The organism is Micromonospora sp. MH99 (assembly GCF_021442385.1).
Lineage (GTDB): Bacteria > Actinomycetota > Actinomycetes > Mycobacteriales > Micromonosporaceae > Micromonospora.
Genome location: NZ_MUZA01000011.1, coordinates 1 through 18,607 on the forward strand (window position 1 = coordinate 1; position 18,607 = coordinate 18,607).

The following is an 18,607-nucleotide window of genomic DNA, read 5'->3' on the forward strand; positions in this document are numbered from 1 at the left end:
CAACGCGGCCAGCCGGTCGTCGAGGCGGCCGGACCGCTCGCCGAGCCGGTCGGCGGCGCGCGGCGACGCGGGGCACACCACCAGCAGCAGCGGGGCGTCGGTCCGCCGCCGGTACGCGGCCACCGCCGCGTCGAGGTCGTCCATCGCCGCGTCGAGGGCCGCCTCGGCGGCGGTGTGGTCCTGCCGGCGCAGCCAGTCCTCCCAGCGCAGCAGGCAGACCGTGGCGTCGGCCGTCGGCCCGGCCAGCAGGTGGGCCACCAACTGGCCGTACCCGGCCAGCTCCACCGACGCGGGTACGCGCAGGAAGCGCAGCCAGAACTCCACCGGATCGCGCAGCGGGTCCACGGTGAAGGTGGCCGCCAGGGCGATGCGGTGCCGGCGCAGCCCGGTCACCTCCGACAGCGGCTCATCCGGCGCGTCCGCCATGGCGCGCAGCAGCTCCGGCAGCCGACCCACGGTCGCGGCGATCGTCTCGTCGAGGTACAGGTCGGCGTTGAAGTCGACAGCGCCGTCGATCCGGTCTGCGTGCGCGGTCAGGCTGACGAACAGGTCGAAGTCGGTGAGGCCGCTCTCGGCGGGCACCGGCCGGAAGGTGACCCCGCCGGCCTGCCGCTGCGGCACACCGCCGTCGGTCATGGTCGCCAGCACCTGGAACAGCGGGTTCACGCTCGGATCGCGGACCGGCCGGACCTCCTCCACCACCCGCGCGTACGGGGCCTCCTGATGGGCGTACGCCTCGCTGACCGTGCGGTGCACCCGGCGGACGAGGTCGCGCACGCTCGGGTCGCCACCGGCGTCCACCCGCAGCACCAGCATCGTGGCGAAGCAGCCGATCAGCGGCTCCAGGTCGGTGCTCGCCCGGCCGGCGGAGGGCATCCCGAGCAGCAGGTCGTCCTGGCCGGTCGCCTGTCGCAGCAGGGCGGTCAGCCCGGCGAGGACCACTGCGTTGACTGTCGCGCCGGCGCTGCGGGCCAGCCCCGCGAGGGCTGCCGTCACCTCGGCGTCGACGGTGAACGGCAGGCTCCGGCCACGGTGGGTCTGCACCGGCGGCCGGGGGCGGTCCGGTGGCAGCGTCGAGCGGGCCGGCGCCGAGGCGAGCCGTTCCCGCCAGTGCGCCAGGTGACCGGCCAGTTCCCGCTCCGCCTCCGGCCGGCGGCGGGCGGCGACGTGCGCGACGAACCGGGTGGGCAGCGCGGGCAGCCCGGCCGGCACGTCGGCCGCGAACTCGCCGTACCAGCGCACCAGCTCCTCGACGAACACGCCTGCCGACCAGGCGTCGAAGACGATGTGGTGCGCGGTCACCAGCAGCAGGTGTTCGTCGGCGGCGAGGGCGAGCAGCCGGACGGCGAGCAGCGGCCCGCTGGTGAGGTCGAAGGTGACCGCCGCGTGCGCGGCGACCTCCCGGACGATCGCCGCCTGCCGCTCGGCCTCCGGCAGCGCCGTCAGGTCGACTACCGCAAGCGGCACCTCCAGGGCGTCCGACACCCGCTGGGTGACGACGCCGTCGACGGACGCGAACACGATCCGCAGCGCGTCGTGCCGGGCCACGACCGCGTCGATCGCCCGGTGCAGCGCCGCGACGTCCAGGGGGCCGGTGATCCGCTCGGCGAAGGGCACGTTGTAGACCGGCGTGCCCGGCTCCAGCCGGTCCAGGAACCAGAGCTGCTCCTGGGTGAAGGAGAGCGGGTAGCTGGCCGGTCCGCCGCCCGATCGGGGCGACGGCACGGCGGTGTCGGGGCGGCTGGCGGGGGCCTTGCCGGCACGGCTCTGGCGCAGCCGCAGGGCCAGCAGCTCCCGCTGCTCGGGGGTGAGGTCGGCGAGGTCCGGGTGCAGGTCCTGGGTCATCGGGTGGCCCCTTCGACGTACGCGCGGTCGGCGGCCGGCCCGCCGCCGAGCAGGCGGGACAGCGGGGGAGGGGTGTCGTGCAGGTAGAGGTGGCCCCCGGGCACGACGGTCAGCGAGAAACCGGAATCGGTGCAGGCCGCCCAGCCGGCCACCTCGTCCGGGTCGACCAGGGGATCGTCGGCCGCCGCCACCGCGTCCACGGGCAGCGGCAGCGGCGGCACGGTCGCCGGCCGGTACGACGCGACGACGGTCAGGTCGGCCCGCACGGTGGGCAGGATCAGCTCCAGCAGGCCCGGGTCGGTGAGCACCTCGTCGGGGATCCCGCCCAGGTCGCGCAGCCACCGGGTCAGCGCCGCGTCGTCGAGGCGGTGCGCCGCGCCCAGCGGTGCCGCGGTGCGCGGCGGACGCGCCGCCGAGACCACCAGACGCTGGGGTACGTGGTCTCCCCGCGCGACCAGGCGGGCGGTCACCTCGTACCCGATCAGGCCGCCCATGCTGTGACCGAAGATCGCGAACGGCACCGGCACCCGCTCGACGATCGCCGCGACCAGCGGGGTCGCCAGCTCGTCCATGGTGCTCAGTGGCGGGTCGGCCAGCCGGCGCTCACGGCCGGGCAGCTGCGCGGCCCACACCTCCACGTCATCGCCGAGCACTGTGGCCCACGGCCGGTACGCGGCAGCGCCGGCACCGGCGTACGGCAGGCACACCAGCCGCAGTCGGGCGGCCGGGCGCGGCGCGACGCAGCTCAACCAGGCTGCGGCGTCGGCCGTTCGGGCGGCGGTCGCCGGCAGGGATACGGGTGGTGTCGCCATGCCCGCACACGCTAGGAACGGGCCGTGACAGCGGTCTTAGCGTCGGCTGAGGGTTCGTCGCGGTGTCCGCTGGGCGCCACCGATGCCGGGCGGCACCTCGGCGACCCGCTGGTGGCCGTGAAAGCCCGTGTGACGACGGTTTCGCCTGCCCCGTAACGGCTTCGTCGTCACTGCCGTCGAGCCGGGCCAGCGCCCATGGTTGTGCACGTCGTGGGTCAGCGGGTCAGGTCGGCGTAGACGACGATCTGCCAGGCGAGCACGGCCGTGGCGGCGACCTCGATGCCGGACACGGCGACGAAGGCGAAGCTCAAGGGCCCATTCGCCCAGAAGACGATCAGGGCGGCAACTGGCGGAGCGACGAAGGTACCCAGGTCGACGGCGAGTTGTAGGTACTTCCGGGAGATGCGGCGGGCGTCGGAGCGGTGTGCCGTCTCCCAGCCGAATACGGGCTGACTGTCCGACGTCAGCGCCATCAGGCGGGGACCAAGGTCCGTGCGGACGTAGCGACCAATGGCCGAGATCTTCTCATCGTTGATCAGGTAGGTCCATCCGAGGACGGCGCTGGCCACGGGCAGCAGGAGCAACAGATTGGCGTGGTCCTTGACGGAGAGAACGGCCGCGACCACCGCCGCCATCGATCCGAGAGTGGCATAGATCAGGTTGTCGCGGAATCCGATTCGCGTGCGTTGCTCGTGCTTCAGCTGCTCGTACTCGGTGAGCAGTAGCCCGCCGGTGGTGATTTCGCCGCCCATGCACGTCCTTCCCGCGCGACCGATGATGCGTCCCATGATGCCCGAAGCAGCCAAACGAACGGTCAGCACGTGCATAGACGATCTTGGACATGGACCTCGGCCGACCGGAGATCGCCGGCAGAATCCGACAGTCGCCCCCCAGTCACTACCTGGCGTCATGGTTGCCTTCTTGGTCTGCTTCGTGGCCCGAGTGTCGGTCCCCGCATCGGTCGTCCGTCCATTGTCGGGTTTCGACACCGCGGTCACGTACTGTCGCACCTTCACAGGCCGTGTTCGCGCTGCTAGGTTTCTGCTCGGGATTCACCCGCTGGTCATGTTGACGCATGGGTGTGTCGCCCAATCGGACAAGGACGGGCTCAGGATCACTCCGTCCGCGACTTGACTTGGGGTATCGATGACGGGGCGGCAGGCGTCGATATCGGCAACGGTGTACCAGCCGACGAAGGGCGATCAGCTGGCGCTGCACGTCGCCAAGTTGTTCGTGGGCCTGGCGACCAGTTCGCTGAGCCGCAGTTTGCAGGACGCCCTGGACCGCCGGTCGGCGGCGAAGAGGTTGGCCGCCGAAGACGGCTATCTGGTCCCCATCCCAGGCGACGGCGCAATTGAGCCGCTGCGGCGTTCGTGGGCCAAGGCAGCCGAATACTGGCGAAGCGAGCCGAGGGCGTTGCTGGACCTGACGGAATGCTCTTTCTCCGATGTTGCCGGGCCGGTCTACCTCATCTCGAAAATCGTCGAACGGCACCGTCTCGGGCTGGTTACCAGAGTTCGACTCCCCGAGCAGCCAGAGATGATCGATTTTCTCCGGGAAATCAACTTCCTGGATGCCGTGACGGTCGCTTCCGAGACGTCGCTGTCCCAATTGCTGACCACCGAGAGCCTGTACCGACTGACCCGCGTCGACTCCTACCTCAAGCGCGCGCCGGGGAACAGCAGGCGCCCGACTCTCCCCTTCAACATCTTTCCGCTCAAGGTCCTCCAACTGGGGTCGAACACCCGGCACGCGCCGGCGGTACGGTACGCGGCGGATTGGCTGTCCAAGCACGTGGTGGCCGCGCTCGACCGGGATCTGGCCGGCCCTGGCGCCCAGGTGGCCCGGTTGGTGATCCTGGAAACCCTCATCCGCGCGTCGATCGGTCACGACAAGCAGACCGCGGTTGTCGCCGCGCATTATGGACTGCATCGAGGCGATCGTGCCTACCTCCAGATCGCCTTCTGGTGGGACGGGGCTGGTGAGCGATCCACCAGGGTGGCGACGACTGACTTGCTTGAACTGGTGTTCGACGAGCCGGAGAACGTGCTGGCAGCCTTGCCGCACACGCCCATGGCTGTTCGGGATGCCTGGCAACTGCCGAGCAGCCCCACCGTCCTCGCCAGCGCGGTGGTCGACATCTTCGGCGGCCAACTCGACACCTACGGCGCCGATGCGCATCTCGCCCTGGCCCGCGACCAGCGCGATGGCACCGATGTCCCAGCCCCGACTCCGACGCTCACCTACGATCGGTCGAACGGCGGGGCAGTGCTCGGTGATCTCGTTGTCGTGACCCTCCCGCTCAACGACTAGTCCGGCGCCTGTCCGATGCTGGAACAGTCCCCACAGATGTCACAGACCACGTTCGATCTCGTTCGCTTCGGGTTGGGGCCGGGCGAGGAACCGGACGACCGGCAGCGCGCCTTCTACGCGGACGTTGCCCGGATCGTGGCCGGCCGCACGCTGCGCTACGCGGAATCGGCGGCTGCCTTCCACACCGTCGCCACGGACAAGGCGCTCGTCGAAACCGGTTCGGTCTACCAGCCGCTCTTTCAGGCGTTGATGGAGCTTCCTGACCGGGCCGACCTCGGAATCCTCGATCTGTCGGTGAGCACCCAGACAGTCAACAGCGAGCTGTTTCTCCGTCCTGAGGCGTTGCTGCATCTCGCCTCGGCGGTAAGCGCCGCATGCGACACCGAGCAGTGGGCCGATCGAACCCTGGTTATCCTGCTGCCCACCGAACAGGCGGAAGACATCAAACTTCGTGAACGCTTGCAGATGCGGTTGACCTCCGGTCAGATCCATCTCCTCTCCGACGGCGGCACCTCGTCCTGGTCGGACGACGATGTCGACGACTATCGGAGCGCGTTGAATCGTCTGCGGACCGCGCCGATCGATCTGTTGGAACGAAAGCTGATCACTCGGCTCGGCTGGTTCAGCCCGCATGGCCGTCAGGGTGAGCGGAAGGTGTTGCGCCATTACTTCGACGCCAGCCGGGCACAGGACGAACTCGGCCATCTGCTGGACGACGCGCTCGGCTCTGACTCCGCCGAGCGGCCTGACCTGGTCGTCTATCACGAGTCCGTGTCCAACTGGCTTGCCAATCCACTGAAGGGATCCTGCATATCCGCCGGCTCACTGCCGGTCCGGTCCTTCTCCGAGGCGATCGTCAAGGCGCCAGAGGATCCCCACCCTCGATCGGTGCTGCTCGTCGTCGCCGTCGTCAACACAGGGGTGTCGCTCGCGGAACGGGTCGCCACCATTACCGCTGCGCTGCGTCCCACCCGGTTGCGGATCCTGGCCGTCCTCTGTGTCGGTGGAGCGCAGCCACGGTTCGGACGCCGTCGGATCGAGGGCGACGACGGCACGGAGTACGACGTCGAATACTTCTTGTCGGTCGAACAGCGCACCGAGTTGGAGGCCGAGTGCCGCCTGGCAGTGGTGGGAGAGACCAGGCGGTACGAGGAGCGGACCAACGCGCTGACCACCGCGGAGTTCTGGGACCTCGTACGACTGTGCGGCGTGAAGCCCGAGGATGACGTGCCGACTCCCCGCCGGGGCGCCTACCCCGTGGTCCCTGACGTCCCTCGGATCCTTGAAAAGTATGGGAATTGGCTGGCCGACAAGCTATGGATGTTTGTGCGTCGGTCGACGAGCACGGTGGGGCAGGACATCCTGTTGGTCTGCCCCGAACGCGAACAGGGGTCCCGCAAGCTGTCCAACAGCTTGTCGCTGCGGTCGGGCGCCCAAGTGGTGAGGATCCCCCGCGAGGCGATCGAGAAGGTGGTTGACGGCACCGCCCCGGAGCGGGTCTTCGATGACGCCGCCCCCTGGTGCCAGGAGCTGGACTCCGTCGCCACCAAGGAGGTGGTCCTCATCGACGAGTTCGTCGGTGCCGGCGACACGATCGACGCCATGGAGCGCATCGCCCTCGCGAAGGGCCTGAACGTGAAGGCCGTCTGCACACTGCTCGACTTTGCGCCCGAGGCCGCAGGACAGCGACACTCGCTCTACGGCTGGCGGCCGCCAGCTCCCCGGAAGGACGTGCCCACGCAGCGCGCGGACTCCGATGCGGAAGCGGTGCGCAGGCCGTGACCCGACAGCCGACGGAGAACGACGTTCTGACGTTGCTCGCTCTGCTGCGGTCAGAGGCGTCTGATGACGTGGCGTCGATCATGTTCGATGATCTTGTTTGGTCCGTCAGCCGCCTCGACGAGAGATTTCGCTCCAAGGTCCTTGTCCATGCTGCGGCGATCATGGGCTCGCGGTGGCTCGATGCCGAGCGCGCCAAGGACATCTTCGATCAGCTCGACAGATGGCAGGTGTCGCGTAGCGTCGACTTTGCGCTCGTTACGGTGAAGGAGCGGGAGTTCGACGCAGCGAAGGTGGCGCTGGGCGTCGACCTCCGACGCGAACCTGACTATTCAGCGCGAGGTGCGTACTTCTTCGACGTCGAAGTGGCGCGTGAGGGTCAGCCACCGCTGAAGGGGATCATCACCAAGTGCGGGACGGCCGGTAACAGTCGGATGGCCGCCTTCCTGCACACCGTGTTCTCCACGTACGAGGTCAGGCTGTGCTGCCTCGTCGGCATGGCAGCCGGTCACAGTGGGCAGGTCAGACTGGGCGACGTCGTGTTCGGCGACAAGATCATCGACACCGGGCGCGGAATATCGACGACCCGCGGTTACGAGCCCGACCCGGCGTCGCTGGACCCGGACCTCAGGATCGCCCGCGAGATGACGTCGTTCCGGCCGGAGCGGCTCGGCTGGCACGACCTGATCGCCAAGGAGGTCGCGGCGGCAACCGCCGACCTGGACGATCTGCAGGTCCCTGAGCTCTTCGACCCGGCGACCTACCGTCCAAGGCTCATACTGAAGACGATCCAGGCCAAGGACGAGTTGGTGGAGGACGGCAGAGTCGGACGGCGGGCGCGGTGGTTCGGCCCGGAGCGCCGCACCGGCGCATTGGAGATGGAGGGCGCCGGGTTTGCGGTCACCTGCGATGAGCAGGCCGTTCCCTGGATGGTCATGCGGGGGATCGCCGACTTCGGTGAGCCCGACCGGGTGAAGGATTGGCAGTTCGTCAGCACGGTGGCGGCGACTACCGCGGTGAAGCTCTGGTTGAAATCCTGCCGGTTCATGCAGGATCGGCGGAACTAGCGTCGGCTGAGTTCCGTGCGGTGTCCGCCGCGCGACCGCGCCGGCTCATTCCTCGGTGACGACCGCCGCGATGGCGAAATGCGGCCGATGGATGCCACCATCCCGGCGCTCCAGGCGTTCGACCTCGGTGAAGCCGGCGCGCGCCAGCCGCTCGGAGATCTCGTCGACGGGCCACCGGTAGGCGGTCAGGACCTTGTGGTCGAAGGCGTCCACCTCGTCGCCGGCGAAGAGGCCCAGGACCAACCTCCCGGACGGGGCCAGGGCGCGACGGAACGTGGCGAGCACGCCGTCGAGGCGCTCCGGCGGCAGGTGGATCAGCGAGTACCAGGCCAGGATGCCGGCGACTGAGTGGTCGGCGACGTCGAGGTCGTCCAGCGACCCGAGGCGGTAGCTGCCGCCGGGATGGGTCGCCCGCGCGTGGGCGATGAACTCGGGGACCACGTCGACGCCCGTGGCGTCGACGCCCAGCGAGCGTAGGTGGTCGGTGAGGTGACCCGGGCCGCAGCCCAGGTCGAGCACCGGACCGGGTCGGCCCCCCAGGTGCCGGCCGATGAGGGCGAGGTCGTCGGGGTCCACCTTCTCACGCGTGCCGAACAGTTCGATGTAGAGATCCGCGACCGCGGCGTACGCCTGCCGTACCTGTTCCGTGCCCACCGCCCGACTATAGGAGCTCCGCCCTCCGGGCGACCGACCGCACGCAACCCCCCGTCCCAGAGATCGTTGATGCCCAGGGGTGTATGCGGGATGTCGCACGCGTGGACGGGACGGCTGCTGCGCGATCCGGTGGCCTCGCCCCGGGCGGCGTTTCTCGAGCTCTTCTACGACCTGGTCTTCGTCTTCGCCCTCACCCGGGTCGCGCAACGGCTCATCACCGAGCTGAACGCCAGCGAGCCCGAGCGCGACGTGCGGGCGGGGGCCGCCGAGGCGCTGTTCTTCTTCCTGCTGCTCTGGTTGATCTGGATGTTGGCGGCCTGGGTCACCAGCCTCTACGATCCGGCGCTGACGTTCGTTCAGGCGCTGGTCATCGTGGTCATGTTCGGCGCGCTGGTGCTGGCCATCGGGATGCCGTACGCGTTCGGCGGCCGAGCCGTGGTGTTCGCGGTCACCTACGTCACCATCCAGCTCGGCCGGCCGCTCGCGCTCACTCTGGCGTTGCGCCACCATCCACGACGGTTGGTGACCACCCGCATCACGATCTGGACGGCAGTCGCCGCGGTGCCCTGGCTCATCGGCGCCGCCGTGAGCGAGCACTCCCGTCCCGCCGTCTGGGCCGGTGCCCTGGCCATCGAGTACGTGGGGTTCGCCACCGGCTGGCCGATACCCCGGCTCGGCGCCTCCCGGGTGAACCAGTGGGTGATCAACGGGGTCCACCTGGTGGAGCGCTACCAGCAGGTGTTCCTGATCGCACTCGGCGAGGCGATCCTGGTGATCGGCCTGGCCTCCAGCGCGGACCGGTTGACCCCCGCGAAGGTCGCCGCGTTCGTCATCGCGTTCGTCGTCACGGTGCTGTTCTGGCGGATCTACTTCCACCGCGCCGGACACCTGCTCCCCACCGCGATCCGCGACTCGACGTCCCCGGCGCGACTCGGTGAGCGGGCGACCTACATCCACCTGGCGACGGTGGCCAGTGTGCTGGTCACCGCCGTCGGATTCGAGCTGGTCATCGCCCACCCCACCGACGAGGGCGGGTTGCCGCCGGCGGTCATCATGCTCGGCGGTCCGGCGTTGTTCCTCCTCGCGCAGGGCTGGGCGGAGTACGAGGTCCGCGGGCAGCGCTCCGTCCACCGGCTGGGCGGGGCGCTGGTGCTGATGGCGGCTGTCCCGGTCGGCGCCCGGTTGCCGGGCCTGGCGGTCCTGGTCCTGGCCGCCGTGGTGCTCGGCCTCGTCGGCGGGGCCGACATGGGCCGTCCCGGTCGAGGTGGCTGATCCGCAGGTCGCCCGCCGGCTGGTACGCCTCGGCGTCGGCACCCTGTGTGCCCCGCAGCAGCGATCCCGCCGCCACCGGCTTTCGCCGGTCCCGGGCGGGTTGCTGGTGCCTGAAACTTTCGGCGCGGTGAGGTCGGGACGCTCCCCGGCCGGCGGGCGGTCCTGCTGGCAGCGAGGTTGTTGACGGATGACGTGGCAGTTAGTAGCCTCAGCGCACGAAATAGTGGCATGCAAATGTCTCGATAGATTTCGGAGACGGGAACCGACGATCTCGCCTACGACGCGGCCAGAGTTGACCCCGTCGGTGCGGCCGCCCGTCAGCCGCTGCCTCCCGTTCCCGCAGCCGGCACGCCCGTCGCTCCGATCCACCGCGGTCACCCGACCACCGCCCCGCACGATCACCGTATGGAGGGCCGTTGAAACGCGTCCGGACCACCGCCGCAGCCATCGTCGCCACAGCCGCCCTCCTCCTGGCCGGCTGTCAGGGATCGGATGGCACATCCAGCTCGGCCGACACGAAGACGTTCGACTTCTGGTCGTTCGCCAACATCAACCAGAAGGCCGACGTCGACGTCTACACCAAGGCGCACCCGGATGTGCGCGTCAAGCTCACCGAGGTGGGCACCACCACCGAGACCGCCCAGGCGCTCACCGCCGCGCTGGCCGGCGGCAAGGTGCCCGACCTGGTGCTGATCCAGGCCGACGACCTGCCGAAGTTCATGCAGTCGCCGGACAACTTCGTCGACCTCACCACGCTGGGCGCGGGCGACATCAAAGGCAACTACCTCGACTGGGTGATGGCGCAGTCGACCACCAAGGACAACAAGATTGTCGGTGTGCCGACCGACGTCGGCGGCCTCGCGGTCGCCTATCGCACCGACCTGTTCAAGGCGGCCGGGCTGCCCACCGACCGGGAGGCGGTCGCCAAGCTCTGGCCGACGTGGGACGACTTCATCAACGTCGGCAAGACCTACGTCCAGAAGACCGGCAAGCCGTTCGTGGACAACACGCCGACGAGCGTCTTCTTCCAGGCGGTCAACCAGGGCAGCCAGCGCTACTACAGCGCCGATCGCAAGCTGGACTACGACAACGACCAGGTCAAGGCGGCGTTCGACGTGACGCTGAAGGCATTCACCGCGGGCATCTCCGCCAAGCAGGAATCGTTCTCGTCCGGCTGGACCGCCGCCATGAAGAAGGGCGACTACGCGGTGGTGTGCTCGCCGTCCTGGATGCTCAGCCAGATGAAGACGAACGCCCCGGAGACCAACGGCAAGTGGGACATCGCCACCATCCCCGGCGGCTCGGGCAACTGGGGTGGCAGCTTCCTCGCCATCCCCAAGCGCGCCAAGAACGCGAAGGCGGCGTGGAACTACATCTCTGAGATGCAGTCACCCAAGGGCCAGCTGGCGCACTTCGTGTCGCAGGGATCGCTGCCCACCACGCCGTCGGTCTACACGGACCCGCAGCTGGTCGGCAAGACCGACCCGTTCTTCAACAACGCGCCGATCGGCAAGATCTACACCCAGTCGGTGGTCGGGATCAAGCCCTTCTACTTCGGCCCGAAGGACGGCCCCATCGGCACCGAACTGCTCAACACCCTCACCAGCGTCGAGCAGGGCAAGGTGGACCCGGCCAATGCCTGGAACACCGCCCTGACCAATGTCAAGAACGCCGTGCGCGAATGACGGACGGTTGATGTGCGGCAGCCGGGTCCGGCCCGGCTGCCGCGCGTCGGGAAGGTGACCCCCTTGACCACCATGCTCAGCCCGGCCGCCGCCGCACCGGACCTCCCACGGCCCAGCCGCAACCGCCAGATCCGGCAGAGCGTACGGGAGCGGCTGGCTCCGTACGCGTACATCTCGCCCTTCTTCGTCCTGTTCCTGATCTTCGGGCTCTTCCCGTTGCTGTTCACCTTCTACATCTCCCTGTTCGACTGGGATCCGATCGGTGAACACCGCTTCGTGGGGCTGGACAACTTTTCCGACCTCGTGCACGACCCGCGCTTCTGGGGCGCGCTGCGCAACACGTTCAGCATCTGGGTGCTGTCGACGGTGCCGCAGTTGCTCCTGGCCCTGGGTCTGGCGCACATGTTGAACCACGCGCGGCTGCGGCTGGCCACGGTGTTCCGGATGTCGGTGCTCGTTCCCTACGTCACCTCGGTGGCGGCCACCACTATCGTGTTCGCCCAGATGTTCGACCGGGACTACGGCATGATCAACTGGATCCTCGGCCTGCTGGGCTTCGAGCACATCGATTTCACCGCCTCGCTGTGGGGCAGCCACGTCATGATCGCCACGATGATCGCCTGGCGCTGGACCGGCTACAACACGCTGCTGTACCTCGCCTCGTTGCAGGCGGTCCCCCGAGAACTGTTCGAGGCCGCCGCGGCGGACGGTGCGAACGGCTGGAAGCAGTTCCTGCACATCACCATCCCGTCGCTGCGGCCGATCATCGCCTTCACCGTCGTCACGTCGACCATCGGCGGCCTGCAGGTCTTCACCGAGCCTCTGCTGGCCAACCCGGTCGGTGGGCTCACCTGCGGCGCGGCGCGGCAGTGCCAGACCGTCACCCTCTACCTCTACGAACAGTCGTTCGGGCAGTTCCACTTCGGCTACGGCGCGGCCGTCGGTGTCGCGCTCTTCCTCATCGTGGTGGCCTTCGCCGGCCTCAACTACCTGCTGGCCACCCGCATCCGCTCGGAGCGTCCATGAAGCCCGGAACCTCGACCGCCGCACCCAAGCGGGCCCGGCGGCGTCACGCCAACCGCGTCCCGACGACGGTCTACCTCCTGCTCACCCTCACGAGCCTGGTCAGCGTCTTCCCGCTCTACTGGATGTTCGTGGTGGCCACGACGGACTCCGCCACCGCCACGACCCTCCCGCCGCACCTCACGCCCGGCGGCAACTTCCTGCACCTGGCGAAGCTGGTCTTCACCATCGTGCCGTTCGTGCAGTCCCTGCTCAACAGCCTCATCGTGGCCAGCACCATCGCCGTGGGGCAGGCGGTGCTCTGCGCGCTGGCCGGCTTCGCCTTCGCCAAGCTGTCCTTCCCCGGCCGCAACACGCTGTTCCTCATCGTCGTGCTGACCATGACGGTGCCGGCTCAACTGGCCGTGGTGCCGCAATACCTGATCATCTCCCGCCTCAACTGGGTGGACAGCCTCCAGGCGGTGATCGTCCCCGGGCTGGTCAGCGCGTTCGGCATCTTCTGGATGCGCCAGCACATCGGCAACACCATCGACGACGAGTTGATGAACGCCGCTCGGGTGGACGGGGCGACCACCTGGCAGATCTTCTGGCGGGTGGCGTTCCCGCTGGTGCGCCCGGCGGCGTTCGTGCTGGGGCTGTTCACGTTCGTCTACGCCTGGAACGACTTCCTCTGGCCGTTCATCGTGCTGAAGTCGCCGGAGAACTACACCGCCCAGATCGCCATCAAGGCACTGCAGCAGAACCGGGACATCGATCTGGGCCTGGCCATGTCCGGCTCGTTCCTGGCCACCATTCCGCTGCTGGTGCTCTTCGTCTTCGTCGGGCGCAAGCTGGTGCAGGGGATCATGGAAGGCGCGTTCAAGGGCTGAGGTGCCCGGCCCACCACCTCCTGACCACAGCGACCGAGGTCGAACAGGGACGGACGATGACAGGTGTCCGCCGCCGGCTGGCCGGCCTGCTCCGACGTGCCCGCCGCCGGACCCCGGGGCCGCCCTACCCGTTCACCGTGCGGCGCAGGCTGCGCGTGCCGATGAACGACGGCGTCGAACTGGTCGCCGACCTGTACCAACCGGTCGGCGCCGGGGAACCGCCGCTGCCCACGATCGTGGTCCGCTCGCCGTACGGCCGGCACGGCTCGCTCACCCACGCGCCCGCGCTGGCCGGGGCCGGGTTCACCGTGCTGGTGCAGAGCTGCCGGGGCACGGGCGGCTCCGGAGGCACCTTCCGGCCCCAGCTCGACGAGGAGTGCGACGGCATGGCCACCCACCGGTGGGTACGCCGCCAGCCGTGGTTCACCGGCGCCGTCGCGACGTACGGGGAGAGTTACCTCGGCTACACCCAGTGGGCGGTGGCCGGACGGATGTGCCGCGACGACCCCGGGAACGCCCCGGACGCCCTGTGCCTGAACGTCACCATGGCCGACTTCGGTGCGGTCACCTGGACCAACGGCGCCTTCTGGCTGGGCGGCTCGCTCGGCTGGTCGCGCCGGATGGTCCTGCGGGGCCTGCGCGGCGCCCTGATCCGGGCGCGGCTCGCCCGGCGCCCGGATCGGAAGCTGGCCGAGGCCCTCGACGTCCTGCCCCTGGCCCGCGGCGATGCCGCCGTGGCCGGCCACCCGATCGGCTGGTACCAGGACTGGCTGGCGCACGAGAAGCTCACCGACGACTACTGGACCCGGCAGTCGCACACCGCATCGGTGCCCGACGTGACCGCACCCGTCTACCTGGCCACCGGCTGGTACGACATCTTCCTGCCTTGGCAGCTGCGCAACTACGCCCAACTGGTCGCGGCCGGCCGCCCGCCCCGGCTGACCATCGGCCCGTGGGGCCACGGCGGTGAGCGGAGCCCGTTTCTCGCCGAGTCGATCGCGTTCCTCAAGGAACACTTCGTCGGCGCTCCCGCGACCCGGCCGGCGGCCGTGCGCGCCTTTCTCACGGGTGCGGACCAGTGGCACGACCTACCTGTGTGGCCGCCGCCGGGCACCGCGACGCGGCGCTGGTACCTGCACCCGTCCGGGCTGCTCGACCCGGCGATCCCCGACGGGGGCACCACCCGCTACAGCTACGACCCCGACCGGCCCACACCGGCGCTCGGTGGCCCCGACATGGGCCCGAGCTGCGGACCGGTCGACACCAGCGCCCACGAACGCCGCCCGGACGTGGTCGTCTTCCGCAGCCCACCGCTGGCACACCCGGTCGTCCTCGCCGGGGAGCCGGTCGCCCGGGTCCGGTTCCGCTCGACGGCCGCCAGCGCCGACGTGTTCGTGCGGATCTGCGACGTGCACCCCGACGGCCGCTCGATGAGCGTGTGCGACGGCATCCGCCGCATCGGCAGCGTCGGCACGGCGGCCACCGACCCGCCGCCCGACGGGGACGGTTTCGTGACCCTGGACGTGCCGCTGTGGCCGGCCTTCCACCGCTTCGCCCCCGGCCACCGGATCGCCGTGCAGGTCAGCTCGGGGGCGCATCCGCGCTACGCCCGCAATCCGGGCACCGGCGAACCGGCCGCCACCGCGGCCACCACCGTCCGGGCGGAGCAGGAGATCTCCCACGACCCCGCCCACCCGTCCCGGATCGACCTGCCGGTTTGGGACGGGTGGGCACCGGCCACCGGCGGCGGGCGTGGCTGACGCGGCGTCGAGGCCGTCAGGCGGCGCCCGCGCGGAGATCCCCGGTGGTGTGGGCGCGGATGCCCGGGTCGGGGGAGTCGGCGAACCGGGCGACGACCGCACGCACGTGTTCCTCGGCGGGCGCGGCGAGGCCGTCGTAGACCGAGACGAACAGCTCCCGGGCACGACCCCGGGGCCAGTCGGCGGGCATCAGCGCGATCGGCAGCTGCGGGTCGAGGACGGGGAAACGCCGGTAGGTGTCCATGACCTCGGTGCGGGTGGCGACCGCGCGGGCGCCGGTGATCCGCCCGGTCCGGATCTGCGGGAGCAGCGGCCGCCAGCGCTCGAGGAACGTCTCGTACTGGTGGGCGATGGCGGCCACGTCCCACGCCTCGATCGGTGACCTGTCGCTCGTACTCGCCAGGTCCAGGTGCCGGGCCCGGAAGATGCTCATGGCACCGACGCCGAAGGCCCGGAGGCGGTTCTCGACGGTCGGGTTCGGCGCGTCGGGAGAGATCCACAGCCCGTCGAACAGCGACGCGAACCCCAGCCAGCGCAGCTGGTCGCGCAGCGCGCGCCGGTGACCGTTGGCCTCCTGGGGTAGGGAGAAGGCGACAAGCGTCCAGGACCCGTCCCACGAGTCGCCCCCGGCGGCGAATCCGGCTATCCAGGCCCCGCCGCCCAGCAGTTCGTCGGCGGCGGTCCGGGTCAGCCGGTACGAGCTGCGCCGCCCGTCCCGGTGGTTCTCGAGGACTCCCCGGCGGGCCAGCCGGCTGATGGCGGTGCGGCCGCCGGTGGGGCTGACCCCGGTCTCCGCGAGCAGCGCGACGATCGACGCCGAGGGCAGCCAGGCCCGCGTACGCGCGGTGTAGTCAGCGATCAACGTCGTCGCCAGGCCCTGCGGCGAGCTGCCCGCCTGGCGACGGGGCAACCGCACGGAGCCGGCGACGTCGGGGACGATGTCCGCCATCTCGTACGGGATCACCACTGATGCGCTCCGGTGTTCAGAATCGGGCCAGGGTCGGCGACGTCGCCAGGTCAATGATCACGTGCGGCGCACCCGCTGCGAGGCTCGTCCGGACGGGCGAACGCCGTTGCCCGGGGTGTCCTCAATGTCCGTCGGTCCGATCGCGGGCCTGTGGTCCGGGCCGAACCGGACGGGCGTCTACTGACGAGGGGACCGGCCCGCGCTTGGCCCGCTGGATCTGCTCGTAGACGCGGGTCCGCAGCTCGGTGAAGCGGGGCAGGGCCCGGGTGGTGAGCTGGTCGCGCTCGGGCGGGAGGTCGATCGCGAGGTCCTCCTGCACCCGGGTGGGGGAGTTGGACAGGACGAGCACGCGTTGGCCCAGATACACCGACTCGTCGATGTCGTGCGTCACGAAGACGGTGGAGATCCCACGGGTCAGGTGCAGTTCGCGGACGAGGTCCTCCAGGTCGGCGCGGGTCTGCGCGTCCACCGCGGCGAACGGTTCGTCCATGATCAGCACGTCCGGCTGGTACGCGACGGCGCGCGCGATCGCCACCCGCTGCTGCATCCCGCCGGACAACTGCCACGGATGGCTGCGCGCCGACTGCAGCAGCCCGACCGCGTCGAGGGCGTCGTCGACCAGCCGGCCGCGTTCGGCGCGGGAGAGCTTCTTGTGGCGAAGCGGAAGCTCCACGTTGCCTCGGACGGTCAGCCACGGGTAGAGGCTGCGGCCGTACTCCTGGAAGACCACAGCCATCGCCGGGCTCGGGCCGGTCACCGGCGACCCCTCCATCTCGACGAGGCCGCTGGTCGGCCGGAGCAGCCCGGCGAGGCATTTCAGGAGGGTTGTCTTCCCGCAGCCCGAGGGACCGACGACGCACAGCAGCTCGCCGGGATCCATGGTGAAGCTGATGTCCCCGATCGCCTCGACCTCGCCCCGGCCGGACGCGTAGACCTTCCGCAGGTGCTCGACCCTCAGCAGGGGACGCCCGTCAGGCACGGGTGACCTCCTTCATTCCGTGGTACCAGCGCAGGACGCGGCGTTCGACGACACCGAAGACCACGGCGAGGACGACGCCGATGAGGCCGAGCAGGAGGATGCCGCTCCACATCTCGGCGATGAGGTAGTTCCGCTGGAAGTAGGCGATCCGGTAGCCGAGGCCGGCCGACGACGCGAACATCTCCGAGATCACCATGAGGATCAGGGCCACCGACAGCGCCTGCCGTACGCCGGTCATGATGCGCGGACTCGCCGCCGGGAGGATCAGCCGCCACAGCCGGTCCCACCGGGAGATCCGGAACGAGTACGCGGTCTCCAGCATCACGCTGTCGGTCGCCCGGACGCCCTCGATCGTGTTCAGCAGGATCGGCCAGATCGCGCCGGACACGATGACGACGACCTTCATGGTGTCGGTGATGCCGAGCAGGAGCATCGCGACCGGGATCAGGACGGGTGGTGGAATCGCGCGGAAGAACTCCAGCAGCGGTTCGAGGATCTCGCGGAGCGGGCGGAAGCGGCCGATGACGACGCCGGCGGCGACGCCGAGCAGGATCGACGTGAACAGTCCGATCAGGAGCCGGTACACGCTCGGCAGCACGTCGTCGGCGAACGCCGGGCCGATCCAGGTCTGCCGGAACGCGTCGAGGAGCGTACGGGGGCCGACGAGGAACCGGTTCGTCGAGCGGGTGGACCAGACGGCCCAGAGCCCGACGGCCAGAACGGGGAGCCCGACCGCGAACAGGACGTTCTCGGCGACCTGGACGCCCAGGTCGCGAGGGCGGGCCCGGCCCGTGCCGACGGCGGTCACCGGGTCGCCTCGTCCGCGAGCACCGACTGGTGCCAGGCCAGCGAGCGCCGTTCGACGAAGCGGAACACGACGTTCACCAGCAGCCCGAGCATCCCGGTGACCACGACGAGCCCGTAGAGGCCGACCGCGTCTCCGGCGGAGCGGGACAGCTCGATCATGCGCCCGAGGCCGGGGTTGCCGATCACCATCTCCGCGGTCACGGCCAGGATGAGGGCGACCGCCGCGCCGAGACGCAGGCCGGTCATCAGGTACGGCAGCGCGGTCGGCAGGACGAGATACCGAAGCCGCTCGGCACGGGTGAGGCCGAAGCTCCGCGCGGTGTCCCGGGCGACCGTGTCGACGTCGGCGACCCCGTAGATCACCTGCACGAACACCTGCCAGAACGCCGCGTAGACGATGATGACGAGCGCGGCGCGCATCTGCAGGCCGAACATCAGCACGGCGAGGGGGATCAGCGCGACCGACGGCACCGGCCGCAGGAACTCGACAGTCGTGTGCGTCGCGCGACGCAGGAACGGCACCATCCCGATCACGGTCCCCAGCGCGACCGCGGCGAGCGTCGCCACCGTCAGGCCGATCGCCCACGACGTCATGGTGAGCCGGACCCGCCGCCAGAACGCCAGGTCGCGGACCTCCTCGGCCAACCGTCCGAACACGTCGGTGGCGTACGGCAGGTAGTGCGGGTCGACCAGTCCCAGGGTCGGGATCAGTTGCCAGACGACGAGGAACCCCAGCAGACCGGCGGCGCCCAGCAGGATCTTGCGCATCGGCCGG

16 protein-coding genes are annotated in these 18,607 nt (G+C 69.9%); 8 read left to right on the top strand and 8 right to left on the bottom strand.

From position 1 onward, the window contains the following. From B0E54_RS08375 to B0E54_RS08385, 3 genes are all read right to left on the bottom strand, one after another. The coding region (locus B0E54_RS08375; RefSeq protein ID WP_234582701.1) for a condensation domain-containing protein at window positions 1–1,845 on the bottom strand (1,845 nt) is incomplete at its 3' end. After that, window positions 1,842–2,657 carry a thioesterase II family protein gene (locus B0E54_RS08380; protein WP_234582702.1) on the bottom strand — a complete coding sequence of 272 codons (816 nt, stop codon included), beginning with the start codon at window positions 2,655–2,657 and terminating at the stop codon, window positions 1,842–1,844. The genes B0E54_RS08380 and B0E54_RS08375, both read right to left, overlap by 4 nt. A 215-nt stretch (window positions 2,658–2,872) precedes the next feature. Further along, complete coding sequence (locus B0E54_RS08385) at window positions 2,873–3,484, bottom strand: hypothetical protein (RefSeq protein ID WP_234582703.1); 612 nt, start codon at window positions 3,482–3,484, stop codon at window positions 2,873–2,875. A 319-nt stretch (window positions 3,485–3,803) separates the two neighbouring features. Between B0E54_RS08385 and B0E54_RS08390 the strand changes: the two genes are divergently transcribed. The 3 genes from B0E54_RS08390 to B0E54_RS08400 are packed head-to-tail and all read left to right on the top strand — an operon-like array spanning window position 3,804 to window position 7,816. Beyond that, window positions 3,804–4,970 (top strand): hypothetical protein, encoded by a 1,167-nt coding sequence (locus B0E54_RS08390; protein ID WP_234582704.1) that lies wholly within the window; start codon window positions 3,804–3,806, stop codon window positions 4,968–4,970. Between the two features lie 36 nt (window positions 4,971–5,006). Then, window positions 5,007–6,752, top strand: a complete 1,746-nt coding sequence (locus tag B0E54_RS08395) for a hypothetical protein (protein ID WP_234582705.1) — start codon at window positions 5,007–5,009, stop codon at window positions 6,750–6,752. Further along, the gene (locus tag B0E54_RS08400) at window positions 6,749–7,816 is read left to right on the top strand and encodes a hypothetical protein (protein WP_234582706.1); all 1,068 of its coding nucleotides are present in this window, start codon (window positions 6,749–6,751) and stop codon (window positions 7,814–7,816) included. The genes B0E54_RS08395 and B0E54_RS08400 overlap by 4 nt, the downstream gene beginning before the upstream one ends. A gap of 45 nt (window positions 7,817–7,861) precedes the next feature. Here the strand turns inward: B0E54_RS08400 and B0E54_RS08405 are convergent, their stop codons facing one another. Further along, window positions 7,862–8,470 carry a class I SAM-dependent methyltransferase gene (locus tag B0E54_RS08405; protein WP_234582707.1) on the bottom strand — a complete coding sequence of 203 codons (609 nt, stop codon included), beginning with the start codon at window positions 8,468–8,470 and terminating at the stop codon, window positions 7,862–7,864. A gap of 90 nt (window positions 8,471–8,560) precedes the next feature. Between B0E54_RS08405 and B0E54_RS08410 the strand changes: the two genes are divergently transcribed. The 5 genes from B0E54_RS08410 to B0E54_RS08430 all read left to right on the top strand — a co-directional run bounded on the left by B0E54_RS08410 (window position 8,561) and on the right by B0E54_RS08430 (window position 15,079). Next, window positions 8,561–9,742: a low temperature requirement protein A gene (locus B0E54_RS08410; RefSeq protein ID WP_234582708.1), complete on the top strand. Its 1,182-nt coding sequence runs from the start codon at window positions 8,561–8,563 to the stop codon at window positions 9,740–9,742. Window positions 9,743–10,158: 416 nt separating this feature from the next. After that, entirely contained in the window at window positions 10,159–11,427 is a 1,269-nt protein-coding gene (locus B0E54_RS08415; RefSeq protein ID WP_234582709.1) for an ABC transporter substrate-binding protein, read from the top strand. 72 nt (window positions 11,428–11,499) lie between these two features. Continuing rightward, entirely contained in the window at window positions 11,500–12,453 is a 954-nt protein-coding gene (locus B0E54_RS08420) for a carbohydrate ABC transporter permease (RefSeq protein WP_234582814.1), read from the top strand. Further along, entirely contained in the window at window positions 12,450–13,319 is an 870-nt protein-coding gene (locus B0E54_RS08425) for a carbohydrate ABC transporter permease (protein WP_234582710.1), read from the top strand. Before B0E54_RS08420 ends, B0E54_RS08425 begins: the two co-directional genes overlap by 4 nt. 56 nt (window positions 13,320–13,375) lie before the next feature. Further along, on the top strand, window positions 13,376–15,079 hold the full coding sequence (locus tag B0E54_RS08430) for a CocE/NonD family hydrolase (RefSeq protein ID WP_234582711.1): 1,704 nt from the start codon (window positions 13,376–13,378) through the stop codon (window positions 15,077–15,079). Window positions 15,080–15,095: 16 nt separating this feature from the next. On the opposite strand, the gene B0E54_RS08435 is transcribed toward B0E54_RS08430, so the two are convergent. The 4 genes from B0E54_RS08435 to B0E54_RS08450 all read right to left on the bottom strand — a co-directional run bounded on the left by B0E54_RS08435 (window position 15,096) and on the right by B0E54_RS08450 (window position 18,600). Beyond that, window positions 15,096–16,046 carry a PaaX family transcriptional regulator C-terminal domain-containing protein gene (locus tag B0E54_RS08435; RefSeq protein WP_234582712.1) on the bottom strand — a complete coding sequence of 317 codons (951 nt, stop codon included), beginning with the start codon at window positions 16,044–16,046 and terminating at the stop codon, window positions 15,096–15,098. Window positions 16,047–16,167: 121 nt separating this feature from the next. Continuing rightward, a complete protein-coding gene (locus B0E54_RS08440) occupies window positions 16,168–17,025 on the bottom strand; it encodes an ABC transporter ATP-binding protein (RefSeq protein ID WP_234582713.1) in 858 nt (285 codons plus the stop codon). Then, the gene (locus B0E54_RS08445) at window positions 17,018–17,833 is read right to left on the bottom strand and encodes an ABC transporter permease (protein ID WP_234582714.1); all 816 of its coding nucleotides are present in this window, start codon (window positions 17,831–17,833) and stop codon (window positions 17,018–17,020) included. Before B0E54_RS08445 ends, B0E54_RS08440 begins: the two co-directional genes overlap by 8 nt. Further along, the gene (locus B0E54_RS08450; RefSeq protein WP_234582715.1) at window positions 17,830–18,600 is read right to left on the bottom strand and encodes an ABC transporter permease; all 771 of its coding nucleotides are present in this window, start codon (window positions 18,598–18,600) and stop codon (window positions 17,830–17,832) included. The genes B0E54_RS08445 and B0E54_RS08450 overlap by 4 nt, the downstream gene beginning before the upstream one ends. Window positions 18,601–18,607: the final 7 nt, after the last annotated feature.